This window comes from Agrobacterium genomosp. 2 str. CFBP 5494 (genome assembly GCF_900013495.1).
In the GTDB taxonomy this organism is placed as follows: domain Bacteria; phylum Pseudomonadota; class Alphaproteobacteria; order Rhizobiales; family Rhizobiaceae; genus Agrobacterium; species Agrobacterium pusense.
Map to the genome: position 1 here is coordinate 31,990 of NZ_LT009719.1, position 19,266 is coordinate 51,255.

At 59.3% G+C, this 19,266-nt stretch carries 15 protein-coding genes and 1 pseudogene; 8 read left to right on the forward strand and 8 right to left on the reverse strand.

Features of this window, described 5'->3' with window-relative positions:
- Positions 1-28: 28 nt before the first annotated feature.
- Both AGR2A_RS15035 and AGR2A_RS15040 read left to right on the forward strand, forming a co-directional pair.
- Positions 29-1,690: an acetolactate synthase large subunit gene (locus AGR2A_RS15035; protein WP_072493469.1), complete on the forward strand. Its 1,662-nt coding sequence runs from the start codon at positions 29-31 to the stop codon at positions 1,688-1,690.
- A gap of 62 nt (positions 1,691-1,752) precedes the next feature.
- On the forward strand, positions 1,753-2,727 hold the full coding sequence (locus AGR2A_RS15040) for a DMT family transporter (protein WP_072493468.1): 975 nt from the start codon (positions 1,753-1,755) through the stop codon (positions 2,725-2,727).
- A 745-nt stretch (positions 2,728-3,472) separates the two neighbouring features.
- Here the strand turns inward: AGR2A_RS15040 and AGR2A_RS15055 are convergent.
- The 5 genes from AGR2A_RS15055 to AGR2A_RS15075 form a co-directional block, all read right to left on the reverse strand.
- Positions 3,473-4,486 (reverse strand): IS110 family transposase, encoded by a 1,014-nt coding sequence (locus tag AGR2A_RS15055; RefSeq protein ID WP_072528585.1) that lies wholly within the window; start codon positions 4,484-4,486, stop codon positions 3,473-3,475.
- 80 nt (positions 4,487-4,566) lie between these two features.
- Positions 4,567-4,794, reverse strand: a complete 228-nt coding sequence (locus AGR2A_RS15060) for an FUSC family protein (RefSeq protein WP_072493467.1) — start codon at positions 4,792-4,794, stop codon at positions 4,567-4,569.
- A 2-nt stretch (positions 4,795-4,796) separates the two neighbouring features.
- A complete protein-coding gene (gene poxB / locus AGR2A_RS15065; protein ID WP_072493466.1) occupies positions 4,797-6,521 on the reverse strand; it encodes a ubiquinone-dependent pyruvate dehydrogenase in 1,725 nt (574 codons plus the stop codon).
- Between the two features lies 1 nt (position 6,522).
- A complete protein-coding gene (lldD, locus tag AGR2A_RS15070) occupies positions 6,523-7,680 on the reverse strand; it encodes an FMN-dependent L-lactate dehydrogenase LldD (protein WP_072493465.1) in 1,158 nt (385 codons plus the stop codon).
- Positions 7,677-8,471, reverse strand: a complete 795-nt coding sequence (locus AGR2A_RS15075; protein WP_072493464.1) for an FCD domain-containing protein — start codon at positions 8,469-8,471, stop codon at positions 7,677-7,679. Before AGR2A_RS15075 ends, lldD begins: the two co-directional genes overlap by 4 nt.
- Before the next feature lie 187 nt (positions 8,472-8,658).
- On the opposite strand from AGR2A_RS15075, the gene AGR2A_RS15080 reads away from it, so the two are divergent.
- Positions 8,659-10,548, forward strand: coding sequence for an FUSC family protein (locus tag AGR2A_RS15080; protein ID WP_072493463.1), 1,890 nt, complete (start codon positions 8,659-8,661; stop codon positions 10,546-10,548).
- Between the two features lie 479 nt (positions 10,549-11,027).
- Here the strand turns inward: AGR2A_RS15080 and AGR2A_RS15085 are convergent.
- A protein-coding gene (locus AGR2A_RS15085; RefSeq protein ID WP_139786386.1) for an IS5 family transposase occupies positions 11,028-11,788 on the reverse strand; the annotation gives its coding sequence in 2 pieces (ribosomal slippage) (positions 11,028-11,464 and positions 11,464-11,788; 762 coding nt in all).
- 63 nt (positions 11,789-11,851) lie between these two features.
- The gene (locus tag AGR2A_RS15090) at positions 11,852-12,862 is read right to left on the reverse strand and encodes an NADP-dependent oxidoreductase (protein ID WP_072493462.1); all 1,011 of its coding nucleotides are present in this window, start codon (positions 12,860-12,862) and stop codon (positions 11,852-11,854) included.
- Positions 12,863-12,952: 90 nt separating this feature from the next.
- On the opposite strand from AGR2A_RS15090, the gene AGR2A_RS15095 reads away from it, so the two are divergent.
- Positions 12,953-13,552, forward strand: coding sequence for a TetR/AcrR family transcriptional regulator (locus tag AGR2A_RS15095; protein ID WP_072493461.1), 600 nt, complete (start codon positions 12,953-12,955; stop codon positions 13,550-13,552).
- Positions 13,553-13,694: 142 nt separating this feature from the next.
- Here the strand turns inward: AGR2A_RS15095 and AGR2A_RS15100 are convergent, their stop codons facing one another.
- Positions 13,695-14,519: an AraC family transcriptional regulator gene (locus AGR2A_RS15100; RefSeq protein WP_072493460.1), complete on the reverse strand. Its 825-nt coding sequence runs from the start codon at positions 14,517-14,519 to the stop codon at positions 13,695-13,697.
- A gap of 73 nt (positions 14,520-14,592) precedes the next feature.
- Between AGR2A_RS15100 and AGR2A_RS15105 the strand changes: the two genes are divergently transcribed.
- The 4 genes and pseudogenes from AGR2A_RS15105 to istB all read left to right on the forward strand — a co-directional run bounded on the left by AGR2A_RS15105 (position 14,593) and on the right by istB (position 19,168).
- Positions 14,593-15,528, forward strand: coding sequence for an NmrA family NAD(P)-binding protein (locus AGR2A_RS15105; protein WP_072493459.1), 936 nt, complete (start codon positions 14,593-14,595; stop codon positions 15,526-15,528).
- A 306-nt stretch (positions 15,529-15,834) separates the two neighbouring features.
- A complete protein-coding gene (locus tag AGR2A_RS15110) occupies positions 15,835-17,343 on the forward strand; it encodes a DDE-type integrase/transposase/recombinase (RefSeq protein ID WP_080823106.1) in 1,509 nt (502 codons plus the stop codon).
- An 84-nt stretch (positions 17,344-17,427) separates the two neighbouring features.
- Positions 17,428-18,261: pseudogene (locus tag AGR2A_RS15115) on the forward strand (Mu transposase domain-containing protein); the annotation flags it as partial.
- Position 18,262: 1 nt separating this feature from the next.
- Complete coding sequence (istB, locus tag AGR2A_RS15120; protein ID WP_244667955.1) at positions 18,263-19,168, forward strand: IS21-like element helper ATPase IstB; 906 nt, start codon at positions 18,263-18,265, stop codon at positions 19,166-19,168.
- Positions 19,169-19,266: the final 98 nt, after the last annotated feature.

Genomic DNA, 19,266 nt, shown 5'->3' on the forward strand with positions numbered 1-19,266 from the left:
TCCCGAACATCAACCAAAGGAGTTGGAAATGGGACAAGAAAGAAAAACGGTGGCCCAGCTGGTTGTCAGCTGCCTCGAAGCCGAAGGCGTGGACTACATGTTCGGCATTCCCGGCGAGGAAAACATCCAGCTTGTCGACGCCACTGCCGGTTCGAAGGTTCGCTTCATCCTTACCCGGCACGAGCAGGGCGCGGCCTTCATGGCCGACATTTACGGGCGCCTAACCGGCAAGGCGGGGGTCTGCACCGCGACGCTCGGGCCAGGGGCGATCAATCTGCTGCTTGGGGTGGCCGACGCGCAGACCGACTCTACCCCTCTCGTCGCGATCTCGGCTCAGGTGGGACTGAACCGGATCTACAAGGAATCGCACCAGATCATCGACCTGGAAGCAATGTTTCGCCCGGTGACGAAATGGGCCTCGACCATGCTGACCCCCGCGGCGGCACCGGAAATGATGCGCAAGGCCTTCGACATGGCGCAGTCGGAGCGGCCCGGCGCGGTTTATCTGGCGATCCCGCAGGATATCGAGGGGGCCGAGGTTCCCGCTGATGCCGTTCCGCTGCCATCGCGGCCGAAACATGCGGCTGGTCCCGACCCCGAACAGCTCGCGCTGGCCGTCTCGCTGTTGCGTGCAGCCAAAAGCCCGATCATCCTTGCCGGTCACGGCGTGGCGCGTGCGGGGGCGAGCGATAAGCTGACCGAGCTGGTCGATCTGCTCGGGATTCCCGTCGCCACGACCTTCATGGGAAAGGGCGTCGTGTCCGATCGCAACCCGAACGCGCTTGGCGTCGTGGGCTTCATGCGTCACGACTATGAAAATTTCGCCTTCGACCATGCCGATGTCATCCTTGCCATCGGCTACGAGCTTCAGGAGTTCGCCCCCGTCCGGGTCAATCCCCACAAGGACAAGAAGGTCATCCACATCCATTGCTTCGCCGAGGATACGGATGCCTGCTATCCGATCTCGGTCGCGGTCGAGGCCGACATTTCCCGCAGCCTCGACGCCCTGCTGGGCGAGTTCCGGCGCAGCCCCCTGAACGCTGCCCGCATGGACGCCCCCATCCGGGCCCTTCGCGACGATGAGCTGAACAGCCATGCAGACGACGACAGCTATCCGCTGAAGCCGCAGCGCGTCATCTGCGACATCCGCAAGGCCATAGCGGACGACGACATCGTACTGGTTGATACCGGGGCCATCAAGATGTGGATGGCACGGCTCTATCCGGCCTACTCCCCGCTCAGCTGCATCATTTCGAACGGGCTGTCGACGATGGCCTTCTCGCTGCCCGGCGCGATCGGGGCCAAGCTGGCAAGGCCTGAGCGCAAGGTTCTTGCCGCGATGGGCGACGGCAGCTTCATGATGAACTCGCAAGAAATCGAAACGGCCGTGCGGGAAAAGATCCCGCTGAAGGTGCTGATCTGGGAAGACAAGGCCTATGGCCTGATCAAGTGGAAAATGGACCTTGAACTGGGCCATCATCGCGACGTCGACTTCGGCAACCCGGATTTTGTGAAATACGCTGAAAGCTTCGGGGCCAAGGGGTATCGCATCGAGCAAGCGGCAGATCTGTTGCCCACACTGCAGAAAGCTCTCGCCGAGGATGGCGTTTCGGTCATCTGCTGTCCGGTGGGTTACGCGGAGAACATGAAGCTGACCGACAGGCTCGGCGAACTGACCGATCCCATCTGATCGGGATCGCGTGAAACCGGATCGGGGCGGACCGCCCCGATTCTGGGAAGGAAACAGGGCACATGATTGACAAGACGACTTCCGGTGTGGCGCTCGGGTTCGCCGCGTTTGCCATCTTCTCGCTCAGCGACGCGAGCGTAAAGCTGATCGCAGGAGCGATTCCGCCGATGCAATCGGCCTTTATCGGCGCGATTTTCGGTTGCCTCGTGCTGCCATTCCTCCTGTCGCCCGGCGACAGATTGCACGATGTTTTCAGCACTGTTGATCGCAGGCTCTGGCTCGTGCGGTTTTTCGCCTATCCGGCGGGCGTCATCGGGTCGATCACCGCCTTCACACATCTATCGATGTCCGAAGCGATGGTGCTGATGTTCCTGCAACCGAGCTTCGTGACCATGATGTCGATCCTGTTCCTGAAGGAACGAGTCGGGATGCAGCGCTGGCTGGCCATCGCGATCGGTTTTGTCGGTGTGCTGATCGTGCTGCGTCCGGGATTTCGCGAGTTGTCCATAGGACATCTCGGGGCAATCTTCGCAGGCTTCGGGGGCGCGGTCTCGATCGTGGTGTTTCGCGCGCTCGGAGTTCGCGAGAAAAAGATCTCTCTTGTCGGAGCCGGCCTGATGGGGGCCATCGTGATCTGCGGCGCACTCAGCATCAGCGACTTCGTCATGCCCGACGGCGAGCAGATTCTTCTGTTGGCCGGCTATGGCTTGCTAGCCGCTCTGGCCAACCTGCTGACGACTAGAGCGTCGATCTTGGCCCCTGCAACGCTTGTCGGCGCCACGCAATACGGTCAGATGGTCTGGGCGATCATCCTCGACGATATGCTCTTCGGCCTGCGCCCGGACATATCGATGATGATCGGCCTGATGTTCATCATTGGATCTGGCGCATTGACCATCATGCGGGAACACAGTCTTGGACGTCACTGGGGCGCTCCCATCGGAGGGGAACGATCCGCCGCGGCTATCCTCGTTCACGAAGCTTCCCGAAATCCCGCAACATCGCCTCGGGCCCAGCCTCGCGGCAAATCTCGGTAACGCGGCCAGCCCGTCGTCCTGACCTAGTCGGAAAAACACGGTCATCCGGAGAGGCGTTGTTGTGTTAGTCGGCAGCAGCCAGAGCTGACTCTTTCCCGCTCTGCGTTCAGCGAACGGCGGTGATGTCGGCGGTGCCGAGGGCGTTGTATTTGTTCCATGGTGGCGATGCGCACCGTCCGCAGAATACTGGTCAGATGATCCGGCTCAATATCGCCTGTCACGCGCACCACAACATCGTTGACGACGATTTCTACGGCCGGACTTCCAATAGGTTCGACACGCGCAAACTGAACTGATGGGGTGGATGCCCCTCCGGTCGGCATCGGCGTATGATGCTTGCCTAGCGCCATGGTGGCGTTCACGGAGGAAGAGCAGATGGCACAGGTGCATATTCTTGCGATCGACCTCGCGAAGCGGAGCTTCCAAGTCTGTGGAACGGATCGCGGCGGGGCGTGTGTGGATGCCCCCGGTTTGGCAAGAAGATTTTTTGACGGTAGTCTGCGAACGAGGAATTCTATCGGTCGTGTGTCAGGCCTCTTGATGTGGCCTGATTAGCCACGGGCCGGGATGCAGTTCGAAGAACAGAGGCCACATCGGTTCAGAGAGCTTTGTGCTCGAGCGCCGGGACTGGTTTACCCCGTTCTGAACATTGAAGTCCTTTCCGCATCGTTCCGTCAGTCGATCTTCCCACCGGGGCTTTTGGCCCCAAGCATTCACCGCCTTGGTCTTCGAGAAGAACAGCGGATCATGCCATTCTGTAATTCTGCTCCCTCGTCATCATCGCCCAAATGATGCGGGCCATCTTGTTTGCGAGTGCCACAGCCGCCACCATTCGTGGCTTTCGTCCCAGAACGCCTCCCAGCCAATTGTCCGGCAACACACCCTTGCGCACGATCCAGCGGATCAAGCTCATGGCCCCGACGATGAGCAATTTACGGATATCCGTTTGCCCCATTTTGCTCACGCCTCCCAGCCGGGTCTTTCCTCCGGTCGAATGTTGGCGGGGTACAAGGCCGAGCCAGGCAGCAAAATTCCGGTCACTCTTAAATGCGCGAAGATCGGGAGCAAATGCGAGGATCGCTCCGGCGGTCACGGGTCCGACGCCGGGAACGGTGCAAAGTCGGCGCATATCTTCATTCGCCTTGGTTGCTTCTCGAAGCTTCAGCATCAGCCCGTCGATTTTCTCGGTCAGCAGACTAATCTGGTCCAGGTAAAGTTGGCCAATCTCTCTAACTCCAGCAGGAAGATCATTTGTCTCATCGGCGAGAATGCCGACTACCGCAGTGAGATTGGCGGGTCCCTGAGCAACCATGATCCCGAATTCGCCAAGATGCCCACGCAACGCATTGATGAGCTGGGTACGCTGGCGCACGAAGCACTGGTGCGTTCGAAACGCCACCGCACGCGCTTGATGTTCCGCGCTCTTGACCTCGACATAATGCATGTTCGGTCGTTGTGCAGCCTCTGCGATCGCCGCTGCATCGGCTGCGTCGTTCTTCTGCCGTCTGACGAACCGCTTCACATAGATCGGCGGAATTAGCCGCACATTATGGCCACAGCTTTGAGCGAAGCGGCCCCAGAAATGGCTGGTGGCACAAGCTTCCATCGCGACGATGCACGGCGACTGCTCGTTCAAAAGCTGTATTAACCGGGCTCGCGTGAGAACCCGGTTAAATAGAACCGCCCCGCCGCGATCCGTTCCACAGACTTGGAAGCTCCGCTTCGCGAGGTCGATCGCAAGAATATGCACCTGTGTCATCTGCTCTTCCTCCGTGAACGCCACCATGGCGCTAGGCAAGCATCATACGCCGATGCCGACCGGAGGGGGCGTCCACCCCATCAGTTCACAGCGACAGCGACGACAATACGGACGAGCGTGCCGACAAAACGCCAGAGAACCGCACTTTTTGTCTGATCGAGCGTATCCTGGGACACAATGATCCCGGAGATCGATGCCCAGACGGGATGAACGAGGCCGCAACTCGAAGCCAACGCATAACTGAGGGTAGCCGCAGCCGAACAGCGCAATACGAAGGCGATGTCGCGCGCTGTAATCGCTGACGTCATCGTCACCGCCCCAAATTGGTCCGTGCCAATTCGATGATCTCGTTGCCGCGGCCGTTGATGATCGCCTTCAGCATGTAGAGGCTGAATCCCTTCGCCTGTTCGATCTTGATCTTCGGCGGCATGACCAGTTCCTGCTTGGCGGTCAGCACGTCGACCAGAACCGGGCCGGGATGGGCAAACGCCTCTTGCAAGGCGCCCGGAAGGTTCTCCGAACTTTCAGCGCGAATACCTTTTATGCCGATGGCCTCTGCCATCGCAGCGAAGTCGGGGTTCTTCAAATCCGTGCCAGTATCGAGATAGCCGCCCGCCTTCATTTCCATCGCAACGAAGCCAAGCGAGCCGTTGTTGGAAATGACGACCTTCACCGGCAGGCCGAGCTGAACCAGCGAGAGGAAATCGCCCATCATCATGGTGAAGCCGCCGTCTCCCGACAGCGAGACAACCTGACGATCGGGTGCGGCTGCCTGGGCGCCCATCGCCTGCAAGAGCGCATTGGCCATCGAGCCATGATTGAACGAGCCGAGCAGCCGGCGTTTGCCGTTCATTTTCAGGTAGCGCGCCGCCCAGACCGTCGGCGTTCCGACATCGGCGGTGAAGATCGCATCGTCGTTTGCAAGCTCGCTGACCAGACGGGTCAGATATTGCGGATGAATGGGTTGGCCGGGCTTTGCAGGCTGGGCAAGATCGTCCAGGCCCTGGCGCGCCTTGACGTAATGCGCTTTTGCCGAGTCGAGAAACGCAGTGCTGCGACCGGACTTGATCAGCGGCAGCAGCGCGTCGATCGTATCCTCGACATGGCCCACGACACCCAGCGACAGATGCGCCCGCTTGCCGAGCGCTGCGGGATCGCGGTCGATCTGCGCGATCCGCGCCTGTTCCGGATAGAAGTTGCGGTAGGGAAAGTCGGTGCCCAGCATCAGCAATGTGTCGCAGTTGTTCATGGCATGATAACCGGACGAAAAGCCGATCAGGCCCGTCATTCCGACGTCATAAGGGTTGTCCCATTCGACATGCTCCTTGCCGCGCAAGGCATGAACGACGGGCGCGGCCAATCGCTCCGCCAGCGCCACGACACTGTCATGGGCGCCTGCGCACCCGCTGCCGGCAAGGATCGTCACCTTTTCCGATTGGTTCAGAAGTGTTGCCAGACGCTCGATCTCCGGTGCGGCGGGAAGCAGACGCGGGGTTGCCAGCGGCGCCCAGTCGGCGCTCGCGCTCTCCGGCGCCTGTTGAAGCGCAACGTCTCCAGGCAGCACGATGACCGCCACACCCCGCTGTCCGATCGCGGCGCGCATCGCTCTATGCAGCACTTCCGGCATCTGCAAGGGATTGGTGACCAGTTCAACGAAGTGGCTGCACTCGCGGAACAGTTCCTGCGGATGGGTTTCCTGAAAATAGCCCAGCCCGATTTCGGAGGACGGGATGTGCGCGGCAATGGCCAGCACGGGCACATGGTTGCGGTGGCAGTCGAAAAGCCCGTTGATCAGATGGAGATTTCCGGGGCCGCAGCTTCCCGCGCAAACAGCAAGCTCACCCGTAACCGCCGCTTCCGCGCCTGCCGCGAATGCCGCGGTTTCCTCATGGCGCACATGCATCCAGTCGATGCTGCCGATCCGCCGCAAACTATCGTTGAGACCGTTAAGACTGTCACCCGTCACGCCCCAGATGCGCTTAACGCCTGCATTGGCAAGGGTTTGTGCCAGAAGATCGGCAATGGTCATGCTCATGTTACATCTCCTTAGGAGCCAAGCCGGAAGAAACCAGGCTGTCGGTTGAAATATCTTTGATCGAACGCGCACCGGTGAGCGTCATGGCTCCACGCATCTCGCTTGCAACAAGGTCCAGCAGGTGAGCGACGCCTTTCTCGCCGGCCGCCGCCAGGGCGTAAATATAAGCGCGACCAAGCAGGACGGCGTCAGCGCCTTGCGCTATCATCCGCACGACATCAAGGCCGGAACGGATGCCGGAATCGACCAGCAGCGTCACGTCGCCCTTCACGGCATCGGCAACGATCGGCAGCGCCCGCGCGGTCGACAATACGCCATCAAGCTGGCGGCCACCATGGTTTGACACCACAATCCCGTCCGCACCAAAGCGGACGGCGTCGCGGGCGTCCTCAGGATCAAGAATGCCTTTCAGCACCATCGAACCCTTCCAGAAGTCGCGGACCCATTGCAGGTCATGCCAGCCGATGGAGGGGTCGAAGTTCGCACCGAGCCAGCCAACATAGTCTTCAAGACTGGTCTTTTTCTTGAGGTAGGCCGAGACGTTGCCGAGATCATGTGGGCGTCCCAAAAGACCGACCTCAATAGCCCAGGATGGGTGGATGGCCGCCTGCAGATAGCGCCGAAACGCCGCATTCGGACCTGACATTCCCGAATGATTGTCACGATAGCGGGCGCCGGGCACGGGCATATCGACGGTGAAAACCAACGTTCGCACACCGGCCGCCCATGCTCGTTCCAGAGCATTCTTCATGAACCCTCGATCTTTCAGGACATAGAGCTGAAACCAGATTGGCCGATCGACCTGTGGCTGCACCTCCTCGATCGGACAAACAGAGACCGAAGACATTGTGAAGGCAATGCCGCGCGAGACTGCTGCGCGGGCGGCCTGCACCTCGCCCCGCCGGGCGTACATGCCCGTAAGGCCCACAGGCCCCAGGGCGACCGGAAGGATGAAGGGTTCGTTGAAAACTGTCGTCGACAGATCGACATCGCCGACCTCCTTCAACACGCGTTGGCGCAGAGACAGTGCCTGGAGATCCAGCTGGTTTCGGCCCATCGTTTGTTCCGCATAAGCTCCGCCGTCGATGTAATCAAACAGAAAGCGTGGCAGGCGACGCCGAGCGGCTTCGCGATAATCCGTGGTCGAGGAAATGATCATGACTGTTTTTCTTTCATGGGGTTGATGTGTTGAAGCGCATGAGAAGACCGCTTTTGCCGAGCGGCATCGCGTTCGATGTTCTCAAGTTGGCTTTCGACGAAAAGGAGATGTTCGATGGCCGCTGTCCGTGCGGCGTCGGACTGCCCTGCCGTTATGGCCGACATGATCCGACGATGCTGCGCATCGAGTTGGGCTGGTACCGCGCGAAGACGATAGAGGTGCGTTAGACTGTCGGCCATGCTGCTTGCAAGAAGCGTTTCCAGGCCGGTCATGATCTGATAGAGGACGGCGTTTTTCGCGGCCTGAGCGATCGCCATATGAAACCGCACGTCGAGTTTCGCAGGCGTCAAAGGAGCATCCTGCGGGTCCGTCGCGAGCAAAGCCTTCCCAACGGCATCGCAAGCGGTCGATATTCGCGCAATATCCTCTGCGTCGGCACGCATGGCGGCAAAGGCAGCGACATCGCCCTCCAGTGATTTGCGGATTTCCATGACATCCCGCCAATAGCCCGCCTCGTTTCGGGCGAGTGGCGCCAAAGATTGAAAGACCGCGCGAACGGGCTCAACCTCCTCTGGCGCGGCGACATAGGTGCCACCGCCCTGTCGGCTGATGACAACCCCCCTGCTTGCCAACTGTTTAATCGCCTCTCTCAGCTTGGAGCGGGACGCTCCCATTTCAGCGGCGAGTTGCCGTTCGGCAGGAAGGCGATCACCGGGCGCGAGGCTTCCGGCTATGATCATCGCCTCGATCCGAGCAGTCAGGTCGGGAGTGGAAAGTTCAGGTTTGCGCATTCGTGTTGTCCGTTATTGGTCATACCAATAAACTAATTTCCGTTGATTAACGACAAATAATACACATCGTTGATTGGTTCAATAATAAATGGTAGGACCAATAGAATAATCTCTTCGGAATCGAATATGCGAGAATCTGAAGAGGAAGCCAGGCTGGACACTCCGGCATCACGTGCGGGATAGGATTATGACGAAGACCAATTTCATTTTCAGGTCGGGGTTGCCTTTGCTTCGACGGGCGACAGCATTCCTGAGATGGGCGGCACGCCGTCTTGAGTTGCGGTCTTTCGGCCTTGTTCCGGAACAGTTCAATCTTGCCGAGGGTTATCGCGCCGCGGTGGCGGTGGCTGCTCCGCTTATCCTGGCAGTTTCCACGGGGAATGCCAAACTGGGCTGGGCTGTCTTTGCTGCATTCTGGACTTGCTTGTGCGACGCACCGGGGCCTGATCGACTGCGTCGCCGCAACCTTGCATTTTTTGTCATCTGCGGTGCCGTCGTCGCGTTGACCGGTTCTTGGCTAGCCTCATTGGCGCCAGCCGCCGGAATGGCGGCAGGACCGTTTCTTGTTGTCGTCTGCGTGATCGGTGCTGGACGTGTCGCCTATGGCGGCCCGCTGGGCACATTGCTGGCAGTGGTCGCCGTTGTTGCAGTCGGATTTCCCGGCCCCGTGGATCAGGCCCTCATGCAGGCTCTGGCTTTTCTTCTGGGCTCTGCATGGGCTTATCTGCTGATAAATGCCCTGTGGCGGATCGATCCATTATTACCCCTGTCCCGGGGAACTGGCGCAGTTGTCCTGCGCTTGCTGGACATGGCGGAAAGTTTGGCTGCCCTGGGTGAAAGACCGCATCGCGATGAACGTTGGCACAGCGAACATGCGGAACACCGGCGGTCGGTACGCATGGCAATCGAACGCCTGCGCGGGCTACTTGCTAGATACGCCGCCGAAACCCGCGCAATCGAGCCTTATGAGCGGGCTTTAAAAGCTGGGGAAGCGATGTTTGGCGCATTGATAGCGCTCGATCAGGCCTTTATCGACAGGGTGGGGCCATCTGCTGAGCGGCTGGCGGTGGTGCGAGCATACAAAAGAGCATTGGTTTCGTGGAATTCCGCCTTGCGCTCTGGAAGCATGGACGCAATCAAACGGTCGATGAAACGATCCCAGCGATTGCAGGAGAGCGTGACGGACGACGTTTTCGTCGGCTGCGCCATTGTTCTGCGCGCGGCGCTAAAGGACGTGTCGACGCCACTCGAGGATGCTGCTGTTTCGCAGGTAAAATCCGCAAGACAGCCGCATCGGCTGCCAGTACTTGCGCTGCGGCAAGCTTTGCGCCAGGCGGCGGGCCTGATCGCGGTCTATTACGCGGCAGTGGTGTTTCATCTTGGCTATCCATATTGGGCGGCTATGGCGGTGGTTGTCGTTTTGCAAGGCGGTGCGCGCGTCACCTGGACGCGTTGTCTGGAGCGCATCCTCGGCAGCCTTGTTGGCGGAACGCTCGCGCTCGCCCTTTTTTACGCCATCAGCAATCCTCTCGCGCTCTCTGGCATAGCCATAGCGCTTGCAGCCGTTGCCATCGCCTTACGCTCGGTCAACTATACAGTTTTCGTAGTCTTCCTGACCATGCTGTTCGTCATCGTGACCGAAATGCTCCAACCCGGCGTCGGCATCGCTTCGGCGCGCATGCTCGACAATGTCGTCGGAAGCACGGCAGCGCTACTGGCTGTCTTTCTGCTCTGGCCCGATTTTGGAGCCTCCGTGAAGCAGCGTGTCCTTCAGGGGATCGAGGCCAATCGCGCCTATTTCGATGCGGTGCAAGCCGGCAAACCTTTTATGGAGATCGAGGCGGCGCGGCGGCAGGCCGGTATATCGAGCGTCGAGGCCGAAGCGGCTTTGCACGATCTGGGCGGTATTATGCGTCGCATTTGGTTTGTTGACGTGTATACGTCGGACCTACGCCAGATGCGAAACGTTGCTGGGCAGGCTGCTATCGCCTGGCATCGCCACATCGCAATAAGAGAAGAAAAGAAGGTCTGCGAACCAGGCTGCGTCTGCTTGAACGAGGATCGGTCATGCTCTTGATCCAGCGCCCGCGATGGCGCACTGGCTTCAGCCGGATAACCGCGGGTCTCGCCCATCTAATCGGCACAATAATAGCCGATAGGCTTCGCCTCTGGCGTTGTCGCGGCGTGAAGTGTCGGTAAAGCGCGGTCCAGCGCTGGGAAAACAAAAACGGCAGGAGGCGGAAGCCTTCCTGCGGTTCTCTGCCGCCTTGTGCCGTTTACCTCCAGAGCTGAGGGCGTGATACTGGGCATGCAGCCACGCCAGTGGCCCCCATCTACCGGCTCGCTTCGCCGCTGTAGCTTGACGGCGAATTGGTATCGGGCCGAACCGGCTCAGTTCTGCGTGGAAACAAAGAGGCTTGCTTGAAATTAGAAAAGTTATCAAGCTGTGGAAACTATATGCTCACAATGAGTTTGAACGTTTAGATAACGGAAATTGCGTTACTGCTTGCACCTCATATAGACGATAGGGATGTCTCTAGGGTCAGGACTCATTGATCAGAGCCAGAAGATAACGGTTGCAGCGAGAGCGATGGCGGAGAGGAAGACCATTGGGCATCTGTCGTAGCGCGTAGCGACACGCCGCCAGTCTTTGAGACGCCCGAACATGATCTCGATCCGGTTGCGCCGTTTGTAGCGGCGTTTGTCGTATTTGATGGTTTTGTTGCGGGACTTCCGCCCCGGAATGCAGGGGGTGATCCCCTTCGCCTGTAAAGCGTCACGATACCAGTCGGCATCATAGCCACGGTCGGCCAGTAGCCATTTGGCCTTGGGAAGTTCATCAAGCAAGGCGGCAGCACCGGTGTAATCGCTGATCTGACCGGCCGTAATGAAGAAGCTGACCGGGCGACCATTCGCATCCGTGACGGCATGAAGCTTGGTGTTCATGCCGCCTTTCGTGCGTCCAATCAGGCGGCCCGCACCCCCTTTTTTACCCGCAGGCTGGAAGCTGTGCGGTGGGCCTTGAGATAGGTCGCATCGATCATGATGTTCATGCGCTCTGCAGCTTCAGGCACAGCCAGGCCCTCCATCATCTGGATAAAGATGCCCTTGTCGCTCCAGCGTTTCCAGCGGTTATACAAGGTCTTCGCCGGACCATATTCCCTCGGCGCATCACACCACCGGAGGCCGTTGCGATTGACGAAAATGATGCCGCTCAGGACACGCCGATCATCGACACGCTGGCGGCCATGGCTCTTGGGGAAATAGGGCTGAAGACGGGCCATTTGCTCCTCCGTCAGCCAGAACAAATTACTCATCAGTCGGGCTCCTATCCGCCCGTCTGAATCATAGCCGTCAATTCAAATCAATGGGTCCTGACCCTAGCTTACCGTCAGGACGATCTTGCCTTGAATGTGCCCCTCCGCAGCCCGGGAGTGGGCCTTGCTCGCATCTTGAAGTGGAAACGTACTGTCGATCCCGACGCGAAGTGACCCGGCATCGAACAGCCGTGCCAGTTCGGCAAGCTGTGCGCCGTTGGAGCGGACTTGGGTGGTCGATACGGTGACACCGAGCCTTGCCGCCTCTTCGTGATCCGAGAAGCCCAGAAACACTGGAAACAGCGCACCACCGCGCTTCAGGGTGCGCAGGAACCGGCCCGTTGACGGGCCACCAAGTGTATCGACGACGAGATCGAGATCCCGAACGACCTCTTCCGCAGGCGTCCTGGTGTAGTCGATAAACTCATCGGCCCCGAGTCCACGCACGAACGCCTCGTGCCTGCTCGAAGCGACCGCGATCACATATGCCCCCTTCCACTTGGCCAGTTGTACGGCGAAGTGCCCGACCCCGCCGGCAGCGCCATTGACGAGCACCTTCTTGTCCCGGAGCGGAACGGGACGGTGAAGTTCGGGCTGAAGGGGATTAGGCTCGTCGTGACCGCGATCGATCAGGAACTGCCACGCAGTAAGCGCTGACATGGGAACCGCCGCAGCCTGCACATGATCGAGGCGAACAGGCTTGCGCGCGACCTCTGATGCAGGTGCGGTCACGTATTGGGCATAAGCGGCGCTCTCCCCGAAGCTCGGGAAGCGAACCATGCTGTAGACTTCGTCGCCGACAGCGAAGGGCTCCTCGCTAGGGCCAACCGCCTCCACCACGCCTGATACGTCGGTTCCAGGGATGGCGGGCAGCGGAATGGAAGGCCGCCACTCCGCAGGAAGAGCCTCCATTCCGTCTCGCAGGTACCAGTCGGGCGGATTGATGCCAACCGCATGCACCCGGATAAGCACCTCGCCGGCCTTGGGCGTAGGCTTCGGCGCATCCTCGTATCGCAGCACATCGGGGCCGCCGAACTCGTGCAGTCGAATTGCCTTCATCATCGCGGTCGACATTGCGCTATCTCCTCAGGGCTAGATACGCTACTATAAGCGGGTTGACGCTCCGATTATATGGAGCACCACCCCGTTTAGCAAGGCAGATGTATGCGAGCTGACGCTCGGAAGAACTACGATCAGCTTCTCGCCGCCGCGCGCGAGATCGTGGCCCGCGATGGGGCAGGCGCGTCGATGCGCGACATCGCCCGTCAGGCGGGTGTCGGTTTCGGGACCATGTACCGCCATTTTCCAACCCGCGAGGCTTTGCTGGAGGCTCTGCTTCGCACCGGGTTTGATGCCATGGCGGCACGGGCGGATGATTTGGAGGCATCTAGCGCGCCCGATGAGGCGCTCGTGACCTGGCTGCGCGAGACGATTGCAGCGGCCCACGCCTATCGCGGCGTTACGGCGTCCATGATCGCCGCCATCGAAGACCCCAGGTCGGCACTGCATGGATCTTGCGTTGCGATGCGCAGTGCTGGCGCCCGGCTACTCGCACAGGCGCAAGCCGCGGGATTGGCACGGAACGATATCGACGGGACCGACCTGTTCGCGTTTGTGGGCGCGCTGGCGTGGCTCGCGGACCAACCCGCGCTTGCGCCGCGTACCGACCGTCTGGCGGGTATCATCGTTGAAGCAATCTTGATGCGGGACCTCCGAAACCCAGGTGTCATGCCGTCCGAGCCGTCGAGTCCAGTAGATGGCTAGCTAGTGCTCAATGTCAGCTTCCGCTTCGGTCAACGCCTATTGGCGACAGCCGCAAGCCGTTGCTGACATTCTACCGGGTGGCGTCTTCAGGTTTCGGGCAGCCTTAGGATTGTCTGCCGCTGACACCTCGGATGGCGATGTCTCACGCCTGCCCAGCCCTCAACAGCCGATCGGCAAAGTAGCGTGATGGCGTGGTGCCAAGCGCTTTCCTGAACATGACGATGAAGGCGGTCGTGGATTCATACCCTAAGTCGCCTGCCACCTGTTGGACCGTCGCACCGCCGGCAAGTTCCCGCAACGCGATGACGAGATGGAGCTGGCGTCGCCAACGACCGAAACTCAATCCGGTCTCCTGGATCATAAGCCTCTTCAATGTTCGTTCACTGACTGCTACATGCTCAGCCCATTGGCCGAGAGTACGCCGGTCGCTTGGGTCTGCCAAAAGAGCCGCAGCAATCACGGCGATCTTTGGATGATCAGAGACTGGCAGCTCCAGCCTTTCACGCGGCATCAGCGCGAGCTCATCGAGCATGACCCGCATGAGGCGACCAACATGAGCGTCGCGCCCATCCCGTTCTGGTAGGTCCGCTAACCGATGGATCATCTCCCGAAGCATCGGCGATACCGAAAGCGTGCAGCATTCAGCCGGAAGCTCAGCCGCGCCGGGCTCAACAAACAGGTATGTCAGACGAGCATTGGGCGTGACCTGATTGCTGTGAAGAACGCCGCCGGGAACCCAGAGTCCGCAGTCCGGCGGAACGATCCAGACCCCGCTTTCCGCGGTGCACGTCACCGCGCCGTGGAGCGCGAGGATCAGTTGACCCTGCGGGTGCTGATGCTGGTGCCGCTCGGCTTCATAGTCAGCGAAGTCCACTTTGAACGCCATCGCCGGCCCATGCGAGAAGCTAAGATCTATGGCGGTGCTGCAGGCTGGCTTCATCAAAGGTTGGCCTGATTTCGAGATCATATGGCATTATCTCCACTTTCGCCCATCAAGCAATCCATTAAGAATCGGCTCAGCAAACTGTAGGAGATGAGCCATGCGTATCGCCGTGGTTGGTGCGACCGGCAGGATCGGCGCCAGACTGACCGAGAACCTCTTGGCCAAAGGCCATTCCGTCAAAGCTCTTTCAAGAGGAGGGCCTGCCCTCAATGCACTTGTCGCAAAAGGCGCAGAACCATTCTTTGGCAGCTTTGACACAGGGGATGGTGAGCTCGGCAGGTTCTTCGACGACGCTGACGCTGCGTTCCTGATGGTCAAAACTCTTTGGGCGGCGGAGGACTTTCATGGGCACTACCCTGCGGTCGCGCTTCGGTTCTTCGACGCTCTTCGGGACTCTCCGGTGAAACTGGCCGTGAGCCTGACCGCAATGGGGTCCGAGCTCAGCGGAAACACCGGCCATTTCCAGGGTTTCCATATGCTGGATCAGATCCTCAACCGGTTACGCGACATCAATCTGGTGCATCTGCAGGGCGGATGGTTCATGCAGGACCTGGCGAGGCGGAGCGACGCTATCGTGCGGCACAATAGGATCGGCTGGACGCTTGCGCCGGACGTCAAAGCGCCTTGGGTTTCCATTCAGGACATCGCGGATTTCGCGGCGAACGAGTTCGACGCGCCAACGGGCGAGCACCGGTCGGTGAAGCAACTGGGCATCGATTACACGATGGCCGAAATCGCCGCGATCATCGGCCGGGCAGTCGGACGAGAGGTAGACTATCGCTTCGTCGACATGCGCGATCGCGAGGTCGAAACGGTATTCCGGGAGAGGTTCGGAACGCTCGATCGGTGGGTCTATGACAAGAACACCGCAGCGGCTCTTAACGATGGGAGGGTCAAATTTCGCGATGATCGTCCGGCACTCCCCACGACAATTGACGCTTTCACCAGAGACACCCTCAAGCCGCTGATCGAGAAGGCCCGGACGGATGGCGTAAAACCAGAGACCTTCCTGACGTGGAGTTCGCAAAGATAAAATGCAGCAGCTCAGGAATGGCGAATGTGAAAGGCGTTCGTCATCGCCGCGAGCCCAGGCGGCCGAGGCTGCCGACTACCTGCGAGCCTTCCGTCAGCAACAGATGCAGGAGGCGGCTTAACGGCCGCCTCTCACATCCTGCGGCCCGTATAGACGGCGAGATTGTAGGCGAGGACGCAGAGAAGCGCGACCTATAGCGCGGCGATTAGGATGAGACGCCGCATTGCCTCACTAGAAATGTCCCTGATTGTTGGCCGTTGCCTCATCTGATTTGCTCCCAGCATTTGTGGGTGCGGAGCAAATCAGATGAGGCTGATCAGCGTGACGACGAAGAAGGAATTGGTTGCTGCTCTGGCAAAGCGCTATGCGGCCGGAAAGCGGGAGGAAAAATCGCGGATCCTCGATCAGTTCGTTTCGATTAGTGGGATGCATCGCAAACACGCGATGCGTTTATTGCGGGGGGCGGATAAGCAACCGCAATCGCGAACGCGGGCGCAGATTTATGACGAGGCGACCCGACAGGCTCTTATTGTTTTGTGGGAAGCCTCCGACCGCATCTGTGGCAAGCGATTGAAGCCCTTGCTGCCAATTTTGATCTCATCGATGGAACAACATAGCCATTTGAGGTTAGACGATCAGGTCCGCACACTTCTGCTACAGATGAGTGCGGCTACCATCGACCGTGCATTGAAAAGCGTGCGAGAAACAGCAGGCGGCCGTCGACGCCGACGTTCCGTTGCTTCATCAGCATTGAAGCGGAGTATCCCAATTCGAAAATTCTCCGACTGGGGTGATCCCGCACCTGGCTTCATCGAGGCCGATCTGGTGTCGCACTCCGGTCCCAACGCACGCGGCAGCTTTATTCAAACTCTTGTCCTTACAGATATTGCGACCGGTTGGACCGAATGCGCCCCTCTGCTTGTTCGCGAACAGAAGCTTTTGACGGAAGTTTTGACCGAGCTTCGCCGCGTAATGCCCTTCCCGTTGCTTGGCTTTGATACGGACAATGATAGCGTATTCATCAACGAGACAATCAGGGACTACTGTATTGATTCAGATATAGAATTCACTCGCTGTAGGCCATATCGTAAAAATGATCAGGCTTATGTGGAGCAGAAAAACGGATCGGTCGTCCGCCGCATTGTTGGCTATCATCGGTATGAGGGAGTTGAAGCTGCGGCAACACTTGCAGAGCTTTATCGTTCGGTGCGCTTGTTCGTGAACTTCTTTCAGCCGTCGTTTAAGTTGCTCGAAAAGCAGCGAAACGGAGCGATGGTCAAGAAGCTCTACTCTTCTCCCGCGACGCCACATCAACGGATTTTGTCGGATGCAAGGACGGGACTGGAGGTACGCGACCGCTTGGTGCGCATGAGCGAACAACTCGATCCTGTAACGCTTCTCCGAAACATTCGTGCAGGACAACAGCGGCTTGCCGACATTGTGCATCAGGGAACACCCTTAAGCGAAGTTCCTGATATCGAGAGCTTTTTACGAAGCCTGCGTATCGCGTGGACGGAGGGCGAAGTTCGTCCGACCGCGAAAGCAAAGCCAAAACTAAAACGCGAGCGACGGCGGCCTGACCCGCTGGTTAACGTCACGAATGATCTTTACAGTTGGTTTGAAGCAGAGCCATGGAGAACCGGCCGCGAGCTACTAGAGCGACTTCAAAGCATTTATCCCGGCGAGTATCCTGATGGACTAATCCGTACGGTGCAACGACGGGTGAAAGGTTGGCGTCGCGATCGCGCGCATAGAATGATATTCGGAAACGAGCCTGGCGAAGATGAACAACAACCAGAGCTCAGCAGGGCATAGGGAGCATTCTGGTGAGGCAATATGCTATCCGTTCGGGAGCATTCTTCGATGAGGCAATACGAATCTCACCTTGATTGCCGCTATGCACATTACCTGATCGAGCCGGTGGCCTGCACGCCGGCGTCGGGGTGGGAGAAGGGCCAGGTCGAGAACCAGGTCAACCTGGTGCGGGAACGCTTCTTCACGCCACGGCTGCGCTTCAAGTCCTACGATGAACTGAATGGCTGGTTGCTGGACAAGTGCATCAGCTATGCCCGCGCCCATAAGCATGTCGATCAAACGGAGCGCACGATCTGGGAGGTGTTCGATGGGGAACGGCCGCACCTGGTCGGCTATCCCGGCAAGTTCGACGGCTTCCACGCGGTGCAGGCCTCGATCGGCAAGACCTGCCTCGTGCGTTTCGACAACAACAAATACTCGGTGCTATCCACGGCAGTCGGCCGCCCGGCCGATATACATGCCTATGCAGATCGCATCGTCATCCGGCAGGATGGCGTGGAGATCGGCCAACACGATCGCTGCTTCGGCCGTGGCGAGACGATCTATAATCCCTGGCATTACGTGCCGGTCCTGACCCGCAAGCCGGGAGCACTGCGCAACGGTGCGCCATTCCACGACTGGGTTTTGCCCGCCGCCATGGAGAAGGTGCGCCGCCGGCTGAAGTCCATGCATGACGGCGACCGGCAGATGGTGTCGATCCTCGAATGTGTGGGCCTGGACGGGCTCCCCGCCGTCGAAGCGGCCTGCCAGGAGGCGCTCGATCAGGGCGTGTTCTCGGCTGCCGTCATCATCAACATCCTGGCCCGCAAGCGTGATCCGCAGCCGGCCGCCGTCCTTTCCATTCCCGATGCGCTTCGCCTGACCCACGAGCCTCTGGCCGATTGCGCGCGTTACGACAGCCTCAGGAGGGCAAGCTGATATGGAACGATCCCAAATCCTCGACATGATGGGCACGCTGAAGCTGTTCGGCATGCGCAGCGCTTATGACGAGATCATGGCCTCCGGCATCAAGCGGCAGCACGAACCGCCGCGCATCGTGGGTGACCTGCTACAGTCGGAGATCGCCGAGAAGCAAGCACGCTCCATCAAATACCAGATCACCGTCGCCAAGCTGCCGCTGGAAAAGGACATCGACGACTTCGACTTCACCGACACGCCGGTCAACGAAGGGCTCGTGCGCCAGCTTGCGACAGGAGCCTTCCTCGCCGAGCAGCACAATATCGTTCTGGTCGGCGGAACCGGCACGGGGAAGTCCCACTTGTCCATCGTCCTTGCTCGTGCTCTGATCCGCAACGGAGCACGCGGCCGCTTCTTCAACGTCGTCGACCTCGTCAATCGGCTTGAGACGGAGGCACGTAGCGGAAAGCAGGGGCGGCTGGCCGACTTCATCACCAGGCTCGACTTCGTCATCATGGACGAACTCGGCTACCTCCCATTCGCTCAGGCCGGCGGCCAGCTCCTCTTCCACCTGATCAGCAGGCTCTACGAGCGCACCTCGATCATCGTCACCACCAACCTCGCTTTCGGAGAATGGCCGTCGGTGTTCGGCGATGCAAAGATGACGACGGCTCTCCCAGACCGCCTGACCCATCACTGTGAGATCGTGGAAACCGGAAACGAGTCCTGGCGCTTCAAGAACCGCTCTCAAAGCTCACATGAGGATTTCGTCGTCAAGAGCAATCATCGTTTCATAGCGTGCCCCTTCGATTTCGTATCGAACCCATGGTCTGAGCCACCTTGCTTGACGCGGCACGTTTCCTTCACCGGTTCAAACTCACATACGGTCGCCGTTTTGTCCGGCAGCACCATTATCCCGCTTGCGTAGCGGCAAGGCTCAGGAGAACGGGACCAATCTAAAGCGCGGCATTTGAAGCCCGACTTCGAGGCGGTTCGCTCACCTGGATCCGCCAGGAGTGATCAGGC

Coding starts and splice junctions, on each gene's coding strand:
- AGR2A_RS15035 (WP_072493469.1), top strand. CDS start 29: ATGGGACAAGAAAGAAAAACGGTGGCCCAGCTGGTTGTCAGCTGCCTC.
- AGR2A_RS15040 (WP_072493468.1), top strand. CDS start 1,753: ATGATTGACAAGACGACTTCCGGTGTGGCGCTCGGGTTCGCCGCGTTT.
- AGR2A_RS15055 (WP_072528585.1), bottom strand. CDS start 4,486: ATGACACAGGTGCATATTCTTGCGATCGACCTCGCGAAGCGGAGCTTC.
- AGR2A_RS15060 (WP_072493467.1), bottom strand. CDS start 4,794: ATGACGTCAGCGATTACAGCGCGCGACATCGCCTTCGTATTGCGCTGT.
- poxB (WP_072493466.1), bottom strand. CDS start 6,521: ATGAGCATGACCATTGCCGATCTTCTGGCACAAACCCTTGCCAATGCA.
- lldD (WP_072493465.1), bottom strand. CDS start 7,680: ATGATCATTTCCTCGACCACGGATTATCGCGAAGCCGCTCGGCGTCGC.
- AGR2A_RS15075 (WP_072493464.1), bottom strand. CDS start 8,471: ATGCGCAAACCTGAACTTTCCACTCCCGACCTGACTGCTCGGATCGAG.
- AGR2A_RS15080 (WP_072493463.1), top strand. CDS start 8,659: ATGACGAAGACCAATTTCATTTTCAGGTCGGGGTTGCCTTTGCTTCGA.
- AGR2A_RS15090 (WP_072493462.1), bottom strand. CDS start 12,862: ATGTCGACCGCGATGATGAAGGCAATTCGACTGCACGAGTTCGGCGGC.
- AGR2A_RS15095 (WP_072493461.1), top strand. CDS start 12,953: ATGCGAGCTGACGCTCGGAAGAACTACGATCAGCTTCTCGCCGCCGCG.
- AGR2A_RS15100 (WP_072493460.1), bottom strand. CDS start 14,519: ATGATCTCGAAATCAGGCCAACCTTTGATGAAGCCAGCCTGCAGCACC.
- AGR2A_RS15105 (WP_072493459.1), top strand. CDS start 14,593: ATGCGTATCGCCGTGGTTGGTGCGACCGGCAGGATCGGCGCCAGACTG.
- AGR2A_RS15110 (WP_080823106.1), top strand. CDS start 15,835: ATGAGGCTGATCAGCGTGACGACGAAGAAGGAATTGGTTGCTGCTCTG.
- istB (WP_244667955.1), top strand. CDS start 18,263: ATGGAACGATCCCAAATCCTCGACATGATGGGCACGCTGAAGCTGTTC.